The 19,388-nt window shown below is 59.6% G+C and carries 16 protein-coding genes and 1 riboswitch; of the genes, 8 read left to right on the top strand and 8 right to left on the bottom strand.

Annotated features, from left to right (window positions below; genetic code table 11):
• Position 1 precedes the first annotated feature (1 nt).
• On the top strand, positions 2-757 hold the full coding sequence (locus V1599_RS10575; protein ID WP_395301527.1) for an ABC transporter ATP-binding protein: 756 nt from the start codon (positions 2-4) through the stop codon (positions 755-757).
• A gap of 61 nt (positions 758-818) precedes the next feature.
• On the opposite strand, the gene V1599_RS10570 is transcribed toward V1599_RS10575, so the two are convergent.
• The 5 genes from V1599_RS10570 to V1599_RS10550 form a co-directional block, all read right to left on the bottom strand.
• On the bottom strand, positions 819-1,322 hold the full coding sequence (locus V1599_RS10570; RefSeq protein WP_297115440.1) for a DedA family protein: 504 nt from the start codon (positions 1,320-1,322) through the stop codon (positions 819-821).
• Positions 1,323-1,394: 72 nt separating this feature from the next.
• A complete protein-coding gene (locus V1599_RS10565; RefSeq protein ID WP_395301526.1) occupies positions 1,395-2,714 on the bottom strand; it encodes an NAD(P)/FAD-dependent oxidoreductase in 1,320 nt (439 codons plus the stop codon).
• Positions 2,715-2,972: 258 nt separating this feature from the next.
• On the bottom strand, positions 2,973-3,650 hold the full coding sequence (locus V1599_RS10560) for a GntR family transcriptional regulator (RefSeq protein WP_112009273.1): 678 nt from the start codon (positions 3,648-3,650) through the stop codon (positions 2,973-2,975).
• 68 nt (positions 3,651-3,718) lie between these two features.
• Positions 3,719-5,218 (bottom strand): aldehyde dehydrogenase, encoded by a 1,500-nt coding sequence (locus V1599_RS10555; protein ID WP_395301525.1) that lies wholly within the window; start codon positions 5,216-5,218, stop codon positions 3,719-3,721.
• A gap of 9 nt (positions 5,219-5,227) precedes the next feature.
• Positions 5,228-6,130 carry a dihydrodipicolinate synthase family protein gene (locus V1599_RS10550; RefSeq protein ID WP_395301524.1) on the bottom strand — a complete coding sequence of 301 codons (903 nt, stop codon included), beginning with the start codon at positions 6,128-6,130 and terminating at the stop codon, positions 5,228-5,230.
• A gap of 383 nt (positions 6,131-6,513) precedes the next feature.
• Between V1599_RS10550 and yddG the strand changes: the two genes are divergently transcribed.
• Both yddG and V1599_RS10540 read left to right on the top strand, forming a co-directional pair.
• Positions 6,514-7,431 carry an aromatic amino acid DMT transporter YddG gene (gene yddG / locus V1599_RS10545; RefSeq protein WP_297115437.1) on the top strand — a complete coding sequence of 306 codons (918 nt, stop codon included), beginning with the start codon at positions 6,514-6,516 and terminating at the stop codon, positions 7,429-7,431.
• A 246-nt stretch (positions 7,432-7,677) separates the two neighbouring features.
• Complete coding sequence (locus V1599_RS10540; protein ID WP_395301523.1) at positions 7,678-9,063, top strand: MFS transporter; 1,386 nt, start codon at positions 7,678-7,680, stop codon at positions 9,061-9,063.
• A gap of 31 nt (positions 9,064-9,094) precedes the next feature.
• Here V1599_RS10540 and V1599_RS10535 read toward each other — a convergent pair whose 3' ends face one another.
• Complete coding sequence (locus V1599_RS10535) at positions 9,095-10,108, bottom strand: GlxA family transcriptional regulator (RefSeq protein WP_395301522.1); 1,014 nt, start codon at positions 10,106-10,108, stop codon at positions 9,095-9,097.
• Between the two features lie 330 nt (positions 10,109-10,438).
• A riboswitch (M-box (ykoK) riboswitch) is annotated at positions 10,439-10,610 on the top strand.
• Between the two features lie 60 nt (positions 10,611-10,670).
• Between V1599_RS10535 and V1599_RS10530 the strand changes: the two genes are divergently transcribed.
• A complete protein-coding gene (locus V1599_RS10530; RefSeq protein ID WP_395301521.1) occupies positions 10,671-11,672 on the top strand; it encodes a magnesium transporter in 1,002 nt (333 codons plus the stop codon).
• Positions 11,673-11,719: 47 nt separating this feature from the next.
• On the opposite strand, the gene V1599_RS10525 is transcribed toward V1599_RS10530, so the two are convergent.
• Positions 11,720-13,111, bottom strand: coding sequence for an APC family permease (locus V1599_RS10525; protein WP_112009266.1), 1,392 nt, complete (start codon positions 13,109-13,111; stop codon positions 11,720-11,722).
• Positions 13,112-13,469: 358 nt separating this feature from the next.
• Positions 13,470-14,888, bottom strand: coding sequence for a glutamine synthetase family protein (locus V1599_RS10520; RefSeq protein ID WP_112009265.1), 1,419 nt, complete (start codon positions 14,886-14,888; stop codon positions 13,470-13,472).
• A 224-nt stretch (positions 14,889-15,112) separates the two neighbouring features.
• Here V1599_RS10520 and puuD point away from each other — a divergent pair, with 224 nt between their 5' ends.
• The 4 genes from puuD to V1599_RS10500 all read left to right on the top strand — a co-directional run bounded on the left by puuD (position 15,113) and on the right by V1599_RS10500 (position 19,377).
• The gene (puuD, locus tag V1599_RS10515; protein WP_297115435.1) at positions 15,113-15,865 is read left to right on the top strand and encodes a gamma-glutamyl-gamma-aminobutyrate hydrolase; all 753 of its coding nucleotides are present in this window, start codon (positions 15,113-15,115) and stop codon (positions 15,863-15,865) included.
• A gap of 25 nt (positions 15,866-15,890) precedes the next feature.
• A complete protein-coding gene (gene puuR / locus V1599_RS10510; RefSeq protein ID WP_112009263.1) occupies positions 15,891-16,448 on the top strand; it encodes an HTH-type transcriptional regulator PuuR in 558 nt (185 codons plus the stop codon).
• Between the two features lie 158 nt (positions 16,449-16,606).
• The gene (puuC, locus tag V1599_RS10505) at positions 16,607-18,094 is read left to right on the top strand and encodes an aldehyde dehydrogenase PuuC (protein ID WP_395301520.1); all 1,488 of its coding nucleotides are present in this window, start codon (positions 16,607-16,609) and stop codon (positions 18,092-18,094) included.
• A gap of 2 nt (positions 18,095-18,096) precedes the next feature.
• Entirely contained in the window at positions 18,097-19,377 is a 1,281-nt protein-coding gene (locus V1599_RS10500) for an FAD-binding oxidoreductase (protein ID WP_112009261.1), read from the top strand.
• The last annotated feature ends 11 nt before the right edge of the window (positions 19,378-19,388 follow it).

The raw sequence follows: 19,388 nt of genomic DNA, 5'->3' as shown, positions 1-19,388 counted from the left end.
AATGCACGTGGTGATTGATAAGCTGAATGTGACGCTCCAGGCCCGCCGGGTGCTATCTGATATCAGCTTTGCCGTGCAGCGATCGCACACGGTAGGGCTACTCGGTCCCAACGGCTCCGGAAAATCCACGCTGATCCGCGCGATGGCTGGCGTCCAGCCCTGCGCGTATGCGGGCGTGAAAATGGGCGGCACGCCGATGGGCCACCTGAGCCCGCGCCAGCGTTCCCGCACGCTTGCTTTCGTGCCGCAGCACGCGGAGGCAGAGGCGGAGATGAGCGTAATGGATATTATTCGCCTCGGCCGCACGCCGCATCGCAATGCCTTCACGCCGTGGCGGCAGGCTGATGAGGATGCGGTTCAACAGGCGCTTTCGATGATGAGGCTTGGCGATTTGGCCCACAGAGCCTGGCAGCGTCTGTCGGGCGGCGAGCGTCAGCGCTGTCAGATCGCCCGGGCGCTCGCCCAGCAGCCGGATATCCTGCTGCTGGATGAGCCGATCAATCATCTGGATATCCAGTTCCAGCTGGAGCTGATGCGCCTTATTTCCGCGCTGCCGTTGACCGTGATTATGGCCCTGCACGATCTGAATCTGGCTGCAAAATATTGCCAGCATCTGGTCGTGCTGCATGAAGGCCGCGTGGCGGCGTCCGGTGAGCCTGCCGCCGTGCTTACCCCGGAACTGATACAGTCCACCTGGCAGGTCGATGCGACCATCTCACGAACGTCGCAGGGAATGATGAATATCCAGTACGCCTGAAAGGGGACGGCGGAGAAACCCCGATCAACTCCGTCGCCGACATGCCCGCTGCTGGCGCGCCTCAGAAAGCGCTAATCCCCGTTACGGCTCCGACATACAGCGCGGCCCATACGCAGGCGGAAATCAGGCTGATGACATAGACCTTTACCGCGCTAAGCCTCAGCATTCCCGCCGCCAGCGGCACGATATAGCGCAGCACCGCCAGAAAGCGCGCGGTGAACAGCACCAGCACGCCGTTTTTCTGCAGCTGGTTTTGCACCCGCAAAAATGCAGCGGCATGTTTTGCGGTGAGCCGCGCAATGGTTCGCGTGTTCCCCATCCGCTGGCCGATGTGGTAATTCAGCACCGAGCCGGCCGTTGCCCCCAGCACCACCGCCAGCCACGCCAGCCCCGGATGCAGGCTGGAAAGGCCGGCGGTAACCCCCGCGATGAGCATCACCGAAGCGGGCGGGAGAACGGAAGAGACCAGCACCGTCGACTTGCACAGCGCCGTTAAAAAGAGCAGCGCGAAGAGGTGCGTCGGATAGTGCGCAAAATGATTAAGCAGATTGTCCAGCCACGCCATGCGCCGCTCCGGTTCGTTGTTTCATCGGTCCTGCTATTAGAAACGAACGCGCCTGAATGGCGTCTAAACCGCTTACACCTCCAGCCCCGCCCGGTACTGCCCCCACTTCAGCACCGAATTGACGCCCACGGAGAGGAACGGCTCCGGCGGGGTCTTATTCGGCCCCGGCGAGGCGGCGAGAAAATCAATCAGCTCATTGCGCTCGCCGGCAATCATATCCGCCAGCAGTTTGCCGGTTGCCGTGCCGCGGGTGATCCCCAGGCCGTTACAGCACAGCGCGCCATAAACGTTCGGCGCAAGCTGGCCGAAGAAGCCCTCGTGATTCTCCGACAGGCAAATCGCGCCGCTCCAGGAGTATTCGAAATCCACCTGGCTTAGCGTCGGGAAGCGGCGCTCAAAGGATTTACGGTGGTTGGCGATAAACCGCTTCAGGTGGTGCTCGCGCGGGCGGCCATCCGGATGGAAGCTGAAGCTGTTGCGCACCAGGATGCGGTTGTCCACCGTCCGGCGCACGGTGCTGCCAAACGGATGCGCCGGGATCACGCCCCAGACCGGCTTGCCGCCCAGCTGAGACTGCTCGTCTGCGGTGAGCGGCCGCGTCAGGCTGCCGTACAGGAAGGTCGGCAGCAGCCGCCCGCGCAGAAAGCCAAAGTGCGACGCAAAGGCATTGTTCGCCAGAATCAGCGTATCCGCCGTGATGCTGCCTTTATCGTGCACCAGCGTCACTTTATCGCCGTAGTTAATCGAGGTAATGGGCGTGTACTCGTAGAGCGTAACGTTCGCGGGCAGGCTGTTTGCCAGCCCCTTTACCAGCGCCGACGGTTGCAACAGCATCGTGCCGGGAATATAGAGCGCCTGTTTGTAGTACGAGGTGCCGATGTGGTCGGGAAGATCCTTACCCGCAATCATCTCCGTTTCCCGGCCGATCTTCTCCAGCCCCCTGCGGTAGGCTTCCAGAATCGCTATCCCCTGCTCCCCTACCGCCGCCTGGTATTTCCCGGACTCGGACATCTGGCAGGCAATGCCGTGCTCCTGAACAACCTCGCGCAGATAGTTTTGCCCCAGCGTGTTGAGCCGGAGGATCAGGTTTGCCGTTTTGACATCGCCGATGTAGTCCTTCGCCCCAATGTCGTGCGGGACGTCGATGGCAAAGCCCGCGTTGCGCCCGGACGGGCCAAAGCCCACCTCCTGCGCCTCAATCAGGACAATTTCATCATCAGGGAAATTCAGCGCCATCTGGCGGGCGGCGGCAAGCCCGGTTAATCCGGCTCCAACGATTGCCCAGCGGGCGTGCTTTTGCCCTACATGGGCAGGACGAGGGATGCGCGATGGACTGGTGTGATACCACCCTGGCAGGGCGTCATCGGCAGGCAGTGAGGTGATCTTTTGCACGTGATTTACTCCGGTACGCTGTCATTTTTTCTTTTCGCTTACGACGACTAAGCGTTGCTGAAATCATGGTAGCCAGACCCGGAAAACGAATACGTGATGTATATCTCATGTATACAACAAGTATAAAAATAGTTAAATCCAGGTTAATAAAGACGTGAGAAAGCCCCCGGCGAGCGGCGAGCAAAGAGTGGTCATGCGGTGTAAAACGCCCGCCGGCGAACGCCGCGGGCGAAACGTCAGGCGATCGTAATCAGTTGGCTAAACGCGCTCATCGGCCTTAAGCCCCTGCGGCGCGATGAAGATCTCCATGTTCTCCCTGGACAATTCCCAGTGTTCAAATACCAGGTCCACCACCTTCTGCTCGTCGCGCGCGTCCAGCGCGGCGATAAACGCATCGTGATGGTCGGCGGACAGCTGTAGCCGCCGCTCCATGTCCTCATTCTGCGGGCGGAAAAAGGTATGGCCGATCCGGCAATGGTCAATCAGCAGGCGGCCAAGGCTCGGCTGCAGATAGGGGTTCGCCGCCATCTCGCCCATGATCTCGTGAAAGCGGTTATTCTCCAGCGCCAGCGCTTCGGCGTCATGGTTCTGCACCGCTTTGCGAAAGCGCTTTTGCGTCTCTTTCAGCGCCTTTAGCTGCGCAGGCTTGTAGTGCTGCACCGCAAGACGCCCCACCGCCGCATAGATCATCGGGGCCACGAGAAAAAAGTTGCGCAGCGTGGCGTGGCTCATGGGGATCACCCTGACGCCCCGCTTTTCGACAATCTCGAGGTACCCTTCCCCCGCGAGGCGCTGAAACACTTCGCGCACCGGGGTGCGCGACAGGCCGTACTGCGCCGTCAGGCTGGCTTCATCCAGCAGCGCATCGGGATCCAATTCCATCGTCAAGATAAGCCGCTTGAGATCCTCATACAGCGCGGCTTTGCCCGTTCTCATTATCGCCTCCAGAAACTGCCTGTAATGCTGATTAACCTACAGATAAAGGCGCACGACGGCAAATTCTCTCAGGCATCCTCGTCAGGAACGTCAATCCAGATTGTTTTCAGCTCGGTGTACTGATCGAGCGCGAAGGCAGATTTATCGCGCCCGCCAAAGCCGGACTGCTTGTAGCCGCCAAACGGCGTCGTGGCGTCGCCTTCCCCAAAGCAGTTGACGGTCACCGTCCCAGCGCGGATGGCGCGGGAAACGCGAACGGCGCGGTTGAGCCTGCCGGTGTAGACCGACGCCGCCAGTCCGTAAGGCGTGTCGTTGGCCAGCGCAACCGCTTCGGCTTCGGTTTTAAAGGTCGTCACGCACAGAACCGGGCCGAAGATCTCCTCGCGGAACAGCGCGCTTTCCGGCGTCACGCCGTCAATCACCGTCGGCTGAACGTAAGCCCCGTGCTCCGTGCCGCCGCCGTGCAGCACGCGCAGCCCTTCCTGGCGCGCAATATCGAGATAGCCGCTCACCTTGCTGAAGTGTTCCGGCGAGACCATCGTCCCCAGACGGTTATTCGGTTCGAGCGGATTGCCCATCGTCCAGCCGCCGATCTGCTTGGCCATCTCCGCCAGCAGCGCCTCTTTCACCTCTTCCTGCACCAGCAGGCGCGACGTGGCGGAGCAGTTTTCGCCCATGTTCCAGAACGCGCCGTTAAGCACATGCCCGGCAACCGCGGCGATATCGTCGGCATCGTTAAACACCAGCGCCGGGTTTTTGCCTCCGCACTCCAGTACGATCTTTTTCAGGTTAGATTCCGCGGCGTAGTGCAGAAAGCGACGCCCGGTCGCGGTCGACCCGGTGAAGCTGACCATGTCGATGTCGGGATGCAGGCCAATCGGTTCGCCGACCGCCTTTCCGGTTCCGGTGATGATGTTCAGCACGCCCGCCGGAACGCCCGCTTCATGCGCCAGTTCCGCCACGCGCAGCGACGTCAGCGAGGTCTGCTCTGCCGGTTTCACCACCACGGAACAGCCCGCCGCCAGCGCCGGACCAATCTTCCAGGCGAGCATCAGCAGCGGGAAGTTCCACGGCAGAACGCAGCCCACCACGCCAATCGGCTCACGAACCACCAGCGCCAGCGCGCTGCCCGTTGGCGCGGTATGGTCATACAGCTTGTCGATGGCCTCCGCGTGCCACTTCAGAACGTGAATGGTTTCCGGCACGTCCACCGCCAGGCACTCGCTGAACGGCTTGCCGCTGTCGAGGCTTTCCAGCGCCGCCAGCGGCTCACGCTCCTGCTCCATCAGCGCCGCCAGCCTGAGCAAGACCGCCTTGCGTTCGCCGGGAGCCATCCTGCGCCAGCTGCCGGCCTCGAACGCATCACGCGCCGCGCTGACCGCCGCGTTCACGTCGCGCTCATCGCAGGCGGCGATAGCGGTGATGGGCTCACCGGTCGCCGGGTTATGGGTCGTCAGGGTTTCACCTGAACGAGCCGCGGTAAAAGCGCCGTTGATAAAGGCCCTGTTCGGGATCTGAAGATCGTTCGCAAGGCGCGTCACGTCCCCGAGCGTCTGAAGCTGTTTCATTTTTCCTCCTTACGCCGACGCTGCCGCCGCCACGTTGCGTTTAACGTCGGCAATCACCGTCTTCAGCTGCGCTTTTTCCTGTTCATCGAGATCCTGCAGCGGAGCGCGAACCTGGCCGGACGCCAGGCCGTTAAGCTCGCAGCCGTATCGGATGGACTGCACAAACTTGCCGCCGTCGAGGAAGTTCATCAGCGGCATCATGGCCGCCATGATTTTGCGGCCTTTGTCGAAGTCTTTTTCCACCACGCAGGCTTCATACAGCGCCACGTGTTCGCGCGGAATAAAGTTCGATCCGGCGCAGACCCAGCTTTGCGCGCCCCAGGCGAAGAACTCCAGCGCCTGATCGTCCCAGCCGCAGGAGAGCGCAATGTTCGGGAAGGTGCAGGCCAGCAGGTGCAGGTTGTTGAAATCTCCGGAGCTTTCTTTGATGGCGACAACGTTTGGTGAGCGGCTCACCTCGCGGAAGTAGGTTTCGCCCATGGTGATCCCCATGCGGCCCGGGTAGTTGTAGAGCATGATCGGCAGCTGGGCGGCTTTATCGACCGTCAGCGCGTGGTGGGCGTTTTCCAGCTCGGTCGGCAGCGCGTACGGCGGCGAAGTGACCAGAATCGCATCGGCCTTGATTTCGCGGGCGTGCTTCGCGTAATCCACCGCGTCCTCGGTGCGTATGGCCCCGGTGCCGACAATCAGCGGCAGGCGGTTGCCAATGACCTGGCGCGCGCGCTCGGCCAGCGCCTTGCGCTCCTGCGCGCTTTGGGCATAGTACTCGCCCGTCGAGCCGCCGATGATGATGCCGTGCACGCGGGCCTCGATCAGGCTCTCCAGCACCTCGGCGAAGCGCGCGAAATCAATGCTGCCATCGGCCGCGTAAGGGGTAATTGCCGGGGTGTAGATACCTTCAAATGTGAACACGTTAACCTCCAGATAAATGCGCGACCACAGGGTCGGTACGGCAGCACGTCAGCTGCGTTTGTTAAAAATTTGCATACTGGCGTGAAGGAGGTCAACGAATGAATATTTTTTGTATACATTAAAAATACAAAGTTAATACGCTTTAATAGTAGATTTCTACATTAGAAATAATTAAAAATGTTTAATATCAATGATTTATTTATTTATTTTCTGCGTAGTAATTTTCTACATGATTTAAGATAGCGATCACATTCCGGAATGATGGGCTCCTGAGACGTATTTACAGCGTCCCGACGGCGGCATAGTTTTAAGAAATATATTTAACCAGATTTTAACAGTCAGCCGATCCGGTTGTGATTGAAATGTAAACAGAGGTACAGGGTATGCCGCAGAATAAAGCCACGCTCATCGGGCTGATCGCCATCCTGCTGTGGAGCGCGATCGTTGGGCTGATCAAAAGCGTGAGCGAAGGCTTCGGGCCGGTGGGCGGCGCGGCGCTGATTTACAGCTGCAGCGCGGTGCTGCTGCTGTTCACCGTTGGCTTTCCGAAGCTGCGGCAGTTTCCGCCGAGCTACCTGATCCTCGGCAGCCTGCTTTTTGTTTGCTATGAACTTTGCCTGTCCCTGTCGCTGGGCTTTACCCATTCGGGCCGTCAGGCGATTGAGGTCGGCATGGTGAACTATCTCTGGCCGAGCATGACTATTCTGCTGGCGGTGATCGTCAACCGGCAAAAGACTAGCCCGCTGATTATTCCGGGCGTGATCCTGGCGATAGCCGGAATATGCCGGGTATTGGGCGGTGAACAGGGATTCTCCTTCAGCGAAATGAGCCGCAACGTGATGGAAAACCCGCTCAGCTATGGTTTGGCCTTTAGCGGCGCCATTATTTGGGCCATATACTGCGTGGTCACCAAAATAATCGCCAAGGGCAGCAACGGGATCACCTTATTCTTTATTTTAACCGCCCTGACCTTGTGGATTAAATATCTGACGTCGCCGCAGCCGGAATTTGTGCTCTCCTGGCACGCCTGGATAAGCCTGCTGCTGGCCGCCATCGCGATGGGCTTTGGTTACGCCGCCTGGAACGTCGGTATTCTCCACGGCAACGTGACGGTGCTGGCCGCCGCCTCGTATTTTATTCCGATTATCTCGGCGGTGCTCGCCGCGTTTATGCTGAACTCACACCTGACGCTCTCCTTCTGGCAGGGCACCGCCATGGTGAGCCTGGGGTCGCTGATGTGCTGGTGGTCTACCCGCAGCGTGGCCGCAAAGAAATTACCCGTTACTCATGAAGGCAAGTAAGACATTAATAATAAAAAAACATCTTATCCGACCATCCTGCACCGGAGGAGTATTAATAATGAAAGTCCCTCAATAACAGAAAAGCGTTTTTATTCATAACCCGTTATTTATTTTACCTGACCTACATTTATACCGTAATCGTTTGATTAACGGCACCGTCTGCGTGCGCCTGTAATAAGCCTCCATCGCTTTTAAGGACTGTTACAGCCGTTAATTCAACGACGTCGGGGAAAGACAGGAGTTACCATGTCAAAAACTATTTCTGTAGAAGATGTCCCCCTTAACCGCTTCCACCGGCTTTTGACCGTGCGCTCGGGCGGCGGCTCCTTTGTTGATGGCTACGTGCTGAGCATCATCGGCATCGCGATGATGAAAGTCTCTCCCGCGCTGGGCCTGAGCGCCTTCTGGGAGGGGCTGATCGCCGCCTCGGCGCTGATCGGCATTTTCTTCGGCGGCTTTATCGGCGGCGCGCTGACCGACCGCCTCGGCCGCCGCGTGCTCTATTTCGTGGGCCCTACGCTGTTCGTGGTCTGCTCCGTGGCGCAGTACTGGGTGCAGAGCGGCGAAATGCTCTTTGCCCTGCGCTTTATGAACGGCGTGGCCGTGGGAATTGAATACCCGGTGGCAACCGCCTTCCTGGTGGAGTTTCTGCCGAAGAAAAACCGCGGGCCCTGCCTCGCCACCCTGACCATTCTGTGGTTCGCGGGGGCGGCCACCGCCTATCTGACGGGCGAAGCGATCCTCCGGTTTGGCGGGCCTGACGCCTGGCGTCTGACGCTGGCCAGCACCGCCGTTATTGGCGTCCTGCTGTTTCTGGTGCGTCTGGGTACCCCGGAATCGCCGCGCTGGCTGATGAGCAAAGGCCGCCACGCGGAGGCCGAAGCGATAATTCGCCGCGTCTACGGCCCCGGCTTTGGTCTGGATAACCTGCCCGTGCAGGCCGAGAGCAAAAACCTCTCCTTTGCCAGCCTGCTGCATTCCGGCTACGGCAAGCGGATGGCGTTCGTCACCGTCTTCTGGACCTGCTCCGTCATCCCGGTTTTCGCCGTGTATGCCTTTGCGCCGAAGGTGCTGGACGCGCTGCACCTGACCGGCGGCTGGGCATCCTACGGCTCGGTTGCCATTACGCTGCTGTTTGTCGTCGGCTGCGTTATCGCCACTCGCCTGGTCAACGTTCTCGGCCGCCGCAGGCTGCTGCTGCACAGCTTCCTGTGGTCAGGCCTGGCGCTGCTGCTGTTAGGGCTGCTGCGCGACGGCCCCTCTGCGCTGATCCTGCTGATGTTTGGCCTGTACGCCCTGTTCATCGGCGGCGCGCAGGTGCTACAGCTGGTCTACCCTAACGAGATTTTTCCCACCGAGATCCGCGCTGGCGCGGTCGGCGTTGGCACCTCGCTGTCGCGCATTGGCGCAGCCGTGGGGACCTGGCTGGTGCCGGTATCGCTGCAAAGCCTGGGCATCGGCCCGACGATGTATATTGCGGCGGCCATCACCTTCTTTGGCCTGGTGGTGTCGTGGTTCCTCGCGCCGGAGACCACGGCCCGCAGCCTGGAAGAGGCCTCATCGCTTGAGGAGACGCCCGCGCGCGACAGGGTGTCTATGCAGGCGGCGATGCCGAAACGGCAGAGCTTCTAACGCGTTATGCCAGGCCGCGCCGCGCCTGGCCTTATTCCCTCACCAGCTTCTCGACCTCCCTGCGCCGCTTGCGAAACGAGCTGGGCGTTTCGCCGTACTGCTTGCGAAACCACGCAATCAGATGCGAGGCGTCCGAAAAGCCGGTGGCGGCGGCGATGGCCGCGATGCTGTTGCTTGAGTCAGCCATCAGCTTGCGCGCCTGTTCAAGACGCAGGGTGCGCCAGTACACGGCCGCGGAATGGCCGGTACACTGGGTAAAGATCAGGTTCAGCTGGCGGAAGGTGACGCCCGCAAATTCCGCCACCTCGCTCAGCGGGATCGGTGAATCGAGGTGGTGCTTCATAAAGCCAATCACCCTGCTTACCAGCTCGTTTTCATACACGTCCGGGGCGTTGAGCGGGACTTTTTGCTTCGTCCTTCTGGCGGGCTGGGGGGCATCGTCCACCAGCAGATATTTCAGCACCTTCTGGGAGCGAACCAGCCCGCAGTGCTGGCGGATCAGGTCGGCGGCAAGATCGATCGCCGTGCCGCCGGGACAGGAGATTATCCCGCCGTCTTTAATGTAGGTTTTATCGATGACCGGGATCGCCTTCGGAAAACGCATCCGAAACTCGTCGCGGGTGGTGAAGTGGATCGCGCAGTGACGCCCGTCCAGCAGCCCGGCGTTACCGGCCACAAAGGCGCCGCTGCACAGGGTAATAATCGGGATATTTCTCGCGTGCAGGTCGCGCAGCGCCTGCAGCAGCCAGCGCGGCGGATGGCGCGTCTCTTCGAGCAGCCCGCCCGCCACCACAACGTAGTCCCACTCCTTGCTGAAATCGAGCGTCGCCGTCGGGGAAACCGGCAGGCCGCAGCTGGCCGTGACCGGCTGGTTATCGCAGGTCATCCACTCCCAGCGGCAAAATATCTGGCGGCTGGAGAAAGATTCGTCCGCCGCAAAGCGCAAAGACTCCACCAGCCCGGCGACGGAAGCAAGGGTGAACTGGGGCATCAGCAGAAAGCCGATGGTCAAATCCGGCTTCGGCCCGGCGTCGTATAGGGGCATTACGCTGGCTCCTCGTCATCTCAAAATCAGAGTTTGAGGGTAAACTATAACCCTGAACGGACTGTATCGCATTCGACAGGCTGTTTCCACGCCGGGCCTGAGGCGTGCCGCATGAGACGTTATCTGCACGCCTCTTTTGCCCTGGGTTATCCCGAGGCAATTCGCCAGCGCGTGCCGGATAACGAATAGCGGAATAACCAGCGGATTTCCAGAGGCATTATTAAACCGTTGGTCAATAAACGCATAAAATATATTCTCTTAAACGTTCCTTAAACATTATTTAGATTCCGCGGCACCCGGAAAAAAAATGCGTATTATTCCCCTCGTTTACAACGATCTCGTTATGGCGAGGCTCCTGTACAAATACACGTTATCGCTCTGGTGGGTTCGAGAGAACCGGCACAGGGTAAAACAGGCACTGTCGAATCAAGGCTTTGTCAGTATAACTTCCTCATTTAAGGATACGGTGTACAGTGCTGAACCCAGGACGTGGGGATCTCCTCTACGATATGCCCTGTCTTGCTCGCCCCTGAGAGATTTTATTATTCAAAGGGAATTCACTATGTCTTTCGCTATTCACAATCAGAATCCGGCATTCATCGACAGCGCGATCGCGCAATATATGAATACCGATTTCATCGTTATTGATATTTCACTTTGCGTGGCGCTGGCGCGCGAGCAGTTTTTTGAGAAATTAAAAAGCGACGATATTCCTTCGCATATTTTCATCGAGGACAGTGGCCTTCTGGCGGGCATGATTGCCGTGCGCAAACTGCTGCAGGAAACGGATGCGATACAGCCCGTTAAGGCGCTGATGATTTCCCATTTTATTCAGGTGAAACCGGAAGATAAGCGCGCCGACGTGGCCAGGCTGCTGGCCCACGGCGAGGCGGACGTGGTGCCGGTGGTTACGCACGGCAAGCTGGTCGGCTGCCTGACCGAGCGCGAAATCGCCCACCTGCTGGAAGATGACGTAACGGAAGATGCCCAGCTGCAGGGGGCAACGCTGCCGCTGGAAAAGCCCTATCTGGAAACCAGCCCGGTCAGCCTGTGGAAAAAGCGCTCCGTCTGGCTGCTGCTGCTGTTCGTCGCGGAAGCCTACACCAGCTCCGTCATTCAGCACTTTGAAGAAGCGCTGGAGTCCGCCATCGCGCTGGCGTTCTTTATCCCGCTGCTGATCGGCACCGGGGGGAACAGCGGCACGCAGATCACCTCCACGCTGGTGCGCGCCATGGCGCTGGGCGAGGTGGGGCTCAAAGACGTGGGCCGCGTGCTGCAAAAGGAGATGACCACCTCGTTTATGATTGCGGTGACGCTGGGCCTGGCGGGCTGTTTCCGCGCCTGGATGATGGGGATTGGGCTGGAGATCACGCTTATCGTCAGCCTGACGCTGATCTGTATCACCCTGTGGAGCGCGATTGTGTCGTCGATCATTCCGATGGTGCTCAAGCGCTGCGGCATCGACCCGGCGGTGGTATCCGCGCCGTTTATCGCTACCCTTATCGACGGTACCGGGCTGATCATCTACTTCAAGATTGCCCAGTACACGCTCGGCCTGTCATAAGACTGACGCGAGCCTCTCTAAGCGCGGGAGGCTCGCGTCGTTGCCGGCTAGGATTCCCAGGCCTGCTCCGTTTTGCCCGCGGCAAACTGCGGCGGCGGCCTGCGGAAGCGGCGGGTCAGGTACGTGAGGTAAAGCACACCGAGAGAAGCCCACACCAGGCCCAGCGTCAGCGAGGTGGCCTCCAGGTTGATCCACAGCACGCCGACCGTCACCGCACCGATCATCGGCAGCAGCAGGTAGTGAAAGCGGTCTTTCCACGTTTTGTTATAGCCCTTGCGGCGCCAGAAGTGGTTAAAGACCGACAGGTTCACAAAGGTAAAGGCCACCAGCGCGCCGAAGTTGATCAGCGCCGTCGCGGTTACCAGGTCGAAGAACAGCGCCGACAGCGCAACCACGCCAACCATGATCACGTTCAGCGCGGGGGTGCGCCACTTCGGATGAACGTAGCCAAACACCCGCTCCGGGAAGACGTTATCGCGCCCCATCACGTACAGCAGCCGCGACACGCTGGCGTGCGAGGCCAGCCCGGACGCCAGCGTATTCACAAAGGTGGTGCAGAGGAAAATGGACTGGAACAGCTTGCCGCCGACGTACAGCGCTATTTCCGGCAGCGCCGCGTCCGGGTCCTTAAAGCGGCTGATGTCCGGGAAGAACAGCTGCATAAAGAACGACGCAATGATGAAGATCAGCCCGCCGTACAGCGCGGTCAGGAAAATCGCTTTCGGGATAACCTTCCCGGCGTTCGGCGTCTCCTCGGAGAGCGTGGTCACCGCGTCAAAGCCGAGGAACGAGAAGCAGACGATGGTCGCCCCGGTGATAATCGGAATTAAGTGCGCGTTCTGGCTGATAAACGGCTGAAGCGACCAGACGGTGCCCACCCCCTCGCCCTTGTGCAGCCCCTGCACCACCAGCACCACGAACACCACCATGATCGACACCTGCACCAGCACGAACAGGGTATTAAAGTTCGCCACCAGGCTCACGCTCTTGAGGTTCGCCAGCGTCAGGATGGTCACGAAGGTGACTACCCAAATCCACTGCGGCACGTCCGGGAACATCGCCGCGAGGTAGATTTTCGCCAGCAGGACGTTAATCATCGGTAAAAAGAGGTAGTCCAGCAGCGACGACCAGCCGACCATAAAGCCGACGTGGGGGCCAATCGATTTTTGCGCGTAGGTATAGGCCGACCCCGCCTCCGGGAACTGGCGCACCAGCTTGCCGTAGCTAATGGCGGTGAACAGCACGCCCGCCAGCGCCAGCAGATAGGAGGCCGGCACGTGGCCGTTGCTGATGCCGGAGACGATCCCAAAGGTGTCAAACACCGTCATCGGCGTGAGATAGGCCAGGCCCATCATCACCACCTGCCAGAGCTTGAGCGATTTACGCAGCCGGGGTTTTTCCGCGGCGGCCGGAACGTTGAGAGAGGTGTTAGTCGCCATAGGCCAGCCCTCCCGTGCTTACCGCGAGCTGTCGGGGCAGAAGCCTTTTGACAACCCTGTAGAGCAAGGGAGGTGAAGCCAAAACGTGAAGGTGAGAAGTGCTGCGGGCCAGAACCGGCTCGCATTCATGACGGCGGGCGCACAGGCCCCCCTCTCCTTGCGGATATTTAAACATCTGCATCATTTCATTTCCTCGTCACACACAGTGTCGTTAACTGAAGCCCCGTTGCCGCCTGCGCTCCATAACGCGACACCCGGGAAATGGCTGGGTTTCCAGCAAGTTTTCGGCCAGGCTCCGCGCAGGCCGTATGATGCTACTGATTAGAGGGATAAAGCGGGCCCCTTGCGGGGGCCGTCATCAGGCGTTTTTCAACATCCACTCAATTTCGGTTTCTGTGATAAGACGCTCAAACTGCAGTAATTCATCGTTTTTACAGGCGTGGTAAATGTGGCAAAAACGCTCGCCCAGCCGCTCGCGCAGGTCGTCGTTTTGCATAAACTCCCACAGCGCGTCGCTCTGGCGAATCGGGAACGGCAGGCCGTCCTGCTCAAGCCCGTTGCCTTCCACCTCTTCCTGAAGCGGTAAATCGTTGTCCAGGCCGTGCAAAATACCGGCAAAAATCGCCGCCATCACCAGATACGGGTTGGCGTCCGCGCCCGCCACGCGATACTCCACGCGGTGGTTATGGCGGTCGCCGCACGGAATGCGCAGGGCCACCGTGCGGTTGTTATGCCCCCACGACGCCTGCGTCGGCACGTACATGCCCGGCTGGAAGCGGCGGTACGAGTTGACGTTCGGGGCCAGCAGCGCCATTGAGGCGGGCATCAGATCGATCATCCCCGCCAGCGCGCGCTTGAGCAGCGCGGAATCCTCGCCGTCCTTATCCGCCAGCACGTTCTCCCCCTTGGCGTTTTGCATGCTGATGTGGATATGCATCCCGCTTCCCGCATGCTCTTCATAGGGTTTAGCCATAAAGGTGGCGTGCATCTTATGTTTTTCCGCCATCAGACGCACGAGGCGTTTTAACGCCAGCGCGTCATCGCAGGCGTCGAGCACGTTTTCGGTGTGGTGAAGGTTGATCTCAAACTGGCCGGGCGAGGCTTCCGCCACCGCGCCGTCGGCGGGGATCAGCTGAAGCTGCGCCAGCTCGTCGATGTCGTTCAGCACGTCGGCAAAATGGTTGAGGTTATCCACGGAGTAGACCTGGCTCTGGGTGTTACGCACGTCGGTGCCCGGCGCGCAGGGCGGCTGCAGGTAGCCTTCGGCATCGCGCTGACGGTCAAGTAAATAGAACTCCAGCTCTACCGCTACCACCGGGAACAGCCCGCGCTGGCGCAGCTGCTGCCAGAGGCGGTTCAGTACGTTCCGTGGCTCAACGTCAAAGGGAGCGCCATCTTCATCCATCATCGTCAGCTGGACCTGACCAATATACTCCGGATCAGCGGCGGAAGGCGTCAGCGTGCCCAGCACCGGCACGCAGGTGCAGTCCGGCTCGCCCAGCTCTTGCCCCAGGCCTGCTTCTTCTACGACGTTGCCGAGAATATCCATCGCAAACACCGAGGCCGGGAAATAGCAGCCCTTCTCCAGCTTGGCTAAACCCGCCACCGGGATCCGCTTCCCGCGGAAGCAGCCGTTAAGATCGGTAAGCAAAACGTCGATAAACTGCGTATTCGGGTACCGCTCGAGATAGCGCTTCACCTCCTGGCTAAATGCGCTTCCCCGCCTCTCTTCCGACTGCTGAACAAAGTTCTCAACTTCTACGATATTGGTTTCCATGATTTACCACCGTTTTGGGTTTGCGTTCGCGGACGTCGACTGTCAAATATAATGTCCATACTATCGAATCTGTATGCAAACAAATTGTTTGTCAAATGTTAAGTTAAGTTTGCAAAGGGCAGATCTCACTGCTAGATTGAGAAAATATTGAACGAAATGGCCGTTTAAACGGCAAAACCGGCCTAAATTTAGTCCACTTTGTGAGGGCGATCATGGAAAATATAATGTACAAGCCAGTTATTGGCGTCGTGATGTGTAGAAACAGGCTTAAGGGTCTTGAGACCCAGACCCTGCAAGAAAAGTACCTGAATGCGATTATCCACGCGGGCGGCCTGCCGATTGCCCTGCCGCACGCGCTGGCCGAGCCGGAACTGCTTGATACCCTTCTCCCCAGGCTGGACGGCATTTACCTCCCGGGCAGCCCCAGCAACGTGCAGCCGCACCTTTATGGTGAAAACGGCGATGAGCCTTACGCCGATCCCGGGCGTGATCTTCTGAGCATGGCGCTGATCGACGCCGCGCTTGAAAGGCGCATCCCCATTTTCGCCATCTGCCGAGGGCTACAGGAACTGGTTGTCGCCACCGGCGGGACTCTGTATCGTCGTCTCTTCGAGGAGCCAGAGCTTCTTGAGCACCGCGAAGATCCTGAGCTTCCGGTTGAGATGCAGTACGCACCCTCACATGAAGTTCAGGTTCAGGAAGGAGGATTACTTTCTCAGTTGATACCGGGCTGCAACACGTTTTGGGTAAACTCGCTGCACGGGCAAGGCTCAAAAACGCTTGGGTCGCGGCTGCGCGTGGAGGCACGCTCAACGGATGGGCTGGTTGAGGCGGTCAGTGTGACCGGTCATCCTTTTGCGCTCGGCGTCCAGTGGCACCCCGAATGGAACAGCAGCGAATATGCCCTGTCGCGTATGTTGTTTGAGGGTTTTATCACCGCCTGTCAGAGCTACATTGCTGAGAAACAGCGGCTTTGACCACTACAGTTAAGGAAATGCAACTATGAGCGATGACGGACTGGCGCCAGGGAAACGTCTGTCAGAGATCCGCCAACGGCTGGGTCTCTCACAGCGTCGTGCCGCCGAACTGTCTGGATTGACACACAGTGCCATCAGCACCATAGAGCAGGACAAAGTCAGTCCTGCCATCAGTACGCTGCAAAAGCTGCTGAAAGTTTATGGGCTGTCGCTCTCGGAATTCTTTTCTGAACCCGAAAAGCCTGATGAACCGCAGGTGGTTATTAATCAGGACGATCTTATCGAAATGGGCAGTCAGGGCGTTTCGATGAAGCTGGTTCATAACGGAAATCCGAACCGTACGCTGGCGATGATTTTTGAAACTTACCAGCCTGGAACCACAACCGGAGAAAGAATCAAACATCAGGGTGAGGAGATCGGCACCATACTGGAGGGGGAGATCGTGTTGACTATTAACGGCCAGCATTATCACCTCGTCGCGGGGCAAAGCTATGCCATTAATACCGGGATCCCGCACAGCTTCAGCAACACGTCGGCAGGGATTTGCCGAATTATCAGTGCCCATACGCCTACCACATTCTAATGCCAGACCCGCCCCGACGGCATAAATCTCGTCGGGGCCTCGACTAAAACGTTATTAACGGTATTTCACAGGACATCGCCTGGGACGCCCCGCGCCCTTTTGCTGCCTGTAAGCGGCTACCGCGCTTATTTATCTGATTGCGACAGGAAGGAGAGAATATGAATTTTCAGAACCTGACCTACTGGCAGGATAAAGCAAAAAATATCCACATCGAGACGCGCCTCTTTATTAACGGCGAATATTGCCATGCCGTCGATAATACGACGTTCGAGACGATCGACCCTGGCGCGCAGCAGGCGCTTGCCCAGGTCTCGCGCGGTAAGAAAGCGGATGTCGATCGTGCGGTAGAGGCTGCGCGCGGCGTTTTCGAGCGCGGCGACTGGTCGCAGGCCTCTCCGGCCCGTCGCAAGGCGGTACTTAATACGCTGGCTGACCTGATGGAAAAGCACGCTGAAGAGCTGGCGCTGCTGGAAACGCTGGATACCGGCAAGCCGATCCGCCACAGCCTGCGCGACGACGTGCCCGGCGCGGCGCGCGCCGTTCGCTGGTACGCCGAAGCGGTGGATAAAGCGTATGGCGAAGTGGCGCCCACCGACAGCAGCGCGCTGGCGATGATCGTTCGCGAGCCGATCGGCGTGGTAGCGGCGATTGTGCCCTGGAACTTCCCCCTGCTGCTGGCCTGCTGGAAGCTCGGCCCGGCGCTGGCTGCGGGCAATAGCGTGGTGTTAAAACCCTCTGAGAAATCCCCGCTGACCGCCATCCGGCTCGCGGCGCTGGCGAAAGAGGCCGGGCTGCCTGACGGCGTGCTGAACGTTATCACCGGCCTGGGTCACGAGGCGGGCCAGGCGCTTTCGCTGCATCCGGACGTGGACGTCATGACCTTCACCGGCTCGACGCGCACCGGCAAGCAGCTGATGAAGGATGCGGGCGACAGCAACATGAAGCGCGTGTGGCTTGAAGCCGGCGGCAAAAGCGCCAACGTCGTTTTCGCCGACTGCCCGGATCTGGACGCCGCCGTCAGCGGCACCGCGGCGGGCATTTTCTACAACCAGGGGCAGGTCTGCATCGCGGGCACGCGCCTGCTGCTGGAAGAGAGCATCGCGGACGAATTTCTTACCCGCCTGAAGGCCCAGGCGCTTAAATGGCAGCCGGGCAACCCGCTCGATCCCGACACCACCATGGGCATGCTTATTGATAACGGCCACGCTGATACGGTGCACACCTTTATCCGCGAGGGGATGAACACCGGCACGCTGCTGCTGGACGGGCGCAAAAATCCGTGGCCCGCCGCCGTGGGCCCGACGATTATCGTGGACGCCGATCCGGCCTCCGCCGTCTGCACCGAGGAGATCTTCGGCCCGGTGCTGGTCGTTACCCGCTTTAAAACCGAGGAAGAGGCGCTGCGCCTGGCCAACAACAGCCAGTACGGGCTGGGCGCCGCCGTGTGGACCCGCGATCTTTCCCGCGCGCACCGCATGAGCCGCCGCCTGAAGGCCGGCTCGGTCTTCGTGAATAACTACAACGACGGGGATATGACCGTGCCGTTTGGCGGCTACAAGCAGAGCGGCAACGGACGGGATAAGTCCCTGCACGCGCTGGAAAAATTCACCGAACTGAAAACCATCTGGATTGCCCTGGAGCCCTAATCATGACTGAACATACCACCAGCTATTACGCCGCCAGCGCCAATAAATATGAACCGTTCCCAACGCTGAGCGAATCCATCAGCTGCGACGTGTGCGTGGTCGGCGGCGGATATACCGGCCTCTCCTCCGCCCTGCACCTTGCCGAACTGGGCTACGACGTCGTGCTGCTGGAAGGCGCGCGCATCGGCTATGGCGCCAGCGGGCGCAACGGCGGGCAGCTGGTTAACTCCTACAGCCGCGATATCGACGTTATTGAGAAAACCTACGGCCCGGACGCCGCCAGAATGCTCGGCAGCATGATGTTTGAGGGCGGCGACATTATCCGCGAGCGGATCCAACGCTACCAGATCGCGTGTGATTATCGCCCCGGCGGCCTGTTCGTGGCGCTCAACGGCAAGCAGATGGAGACGCTGGAAGAGCAAAAGGAAAACTGGGAGCGCTACGGCAATACCCAGCTGGAGCTGCTGGACGCCAGCGCGATCCGCCGTGAAGTCGACAGCGATCGCTATACCGGCGCGCTGCTCGACCACAGCGGCGGACATATTCATCCGCTGAATTTAGCCATCGGCGAGGCGGACGCGATTCGCCTCAACGGCGGCCGCGTATACGAGCAATCTCCGGTGACCCGCATCGCGCACACCAGCCCGGCGGTAGTGAGTACGGCGCAGGGCCAGGTTACCGCGCGCTACGTGATCGTCGCCGGAAACGCCTACCTGGGCGACAAGGTCGAGCCCGAGCTGGCGAAGCGCAGCATGCCCTGCGGCACGCAGGTGGTCACTACCGCGCCGCTTTCTGAGGATCTTGCCCGCTCGCTTATTCCGAACAACTACTGCGTGGAAGACTGTAACTACCTGCTGGACTACTACCGCCTGACCGCCGACAACCGCCTGCTGTACGGCGGCGGCGTGGTGTACGGCGCGCGCGATCCGGACGACGTGGAGCGCCTGGTCATGCCGAAGCTGCTGAAAACCTTCCCGCAGCTGCAGGGCGTAAAAATCGACTACCGCTGGACCGGCAACTTCCTGCTGACGCTGTCGCGCATGCCGCAGTTTGGCCGCCTCGATAAAAACATCTACTACATGCAGGGCTACAGCGGCCACGGCGTGACCTGTACCCACCTGGCGGGCCGACTGATATCGGAGCTGCTGCGCGGCGACGCGGAGCGCTTCGACGCCTTCGCGAATCTGCCGCACTACCCGTTCCCGGGCGGACGCAGCCTGCGCATCCCGTTCACCGCGATGGGCGCGGCGTACTACAGCCTGCGCGATCGTCTTGGCGTGTAATTTTTTCTTTT

Origin of the sequence: Enterobacter sp. ECC-175 (assembly GCF_043968675.1) — a bacterium.
GTDB lineage: Bacteria > Pseudomonadota > Gammaproteobacteria > Enterobacterales > Enterobacteriaceae > Enterobacter.
Note: the sequence above shows the minus strand (reverse complement) of the source record. Positions and strands in the feature narration are given on the sequence as shown.